Annotated in this window: 1 protein-coding gene; it reads left to right on the top strand. The window is 72.7% G+C overall.

What is annotated here, in order from left to right; genetic code table 11:
- Window positions 1–264 (top strand): iron-containing alcohol dehydrogenase (locus KVT44_RS56225; protein ID WP_217577018.1); only part of this gene is annotated, 264 nt, incomplete at both ends.

Genomic DNA, 264 nt, shown 5'->3' with positions numbered 1-264 from the left:
CCTCCCGCTGGTCGCCGTGCCCACCAACCTCGCGCACGACGGCCTGTGCTCGCCCGTCGCGCCCCTCGACAACGACGCGGGCCGCGGCTCCTACGGTGTGCCGAACCCGATCGCGGTCGTCATCGCCCTCGATGTGATCCGCGAGGCACCGGCGCGCTTCGTGCGGGCCGGCATCGGCGACGCGGTCTCCAACATCAACTCGATCGCGGACTGGGGACTCTCCCACCGCGTCAACGGCGGGAAGATCGGCGGCCTCGCCTCCGC

It is taken from the genome of Streptomyces sp. GbtcB7, from assembly GCF_019091445.1.
Lineage (GTDB): Bacteria > Actinomycetota > Actinomycetes > Streptomycetales > Streptomycetaceae > Streptomyces > Streptomyces mirabilis.
The sequence above is the reverse complement of the archived record's forward strand: the minus strand, read 5'-3'. Positions and strand labels throughout refer to the sequence as shown.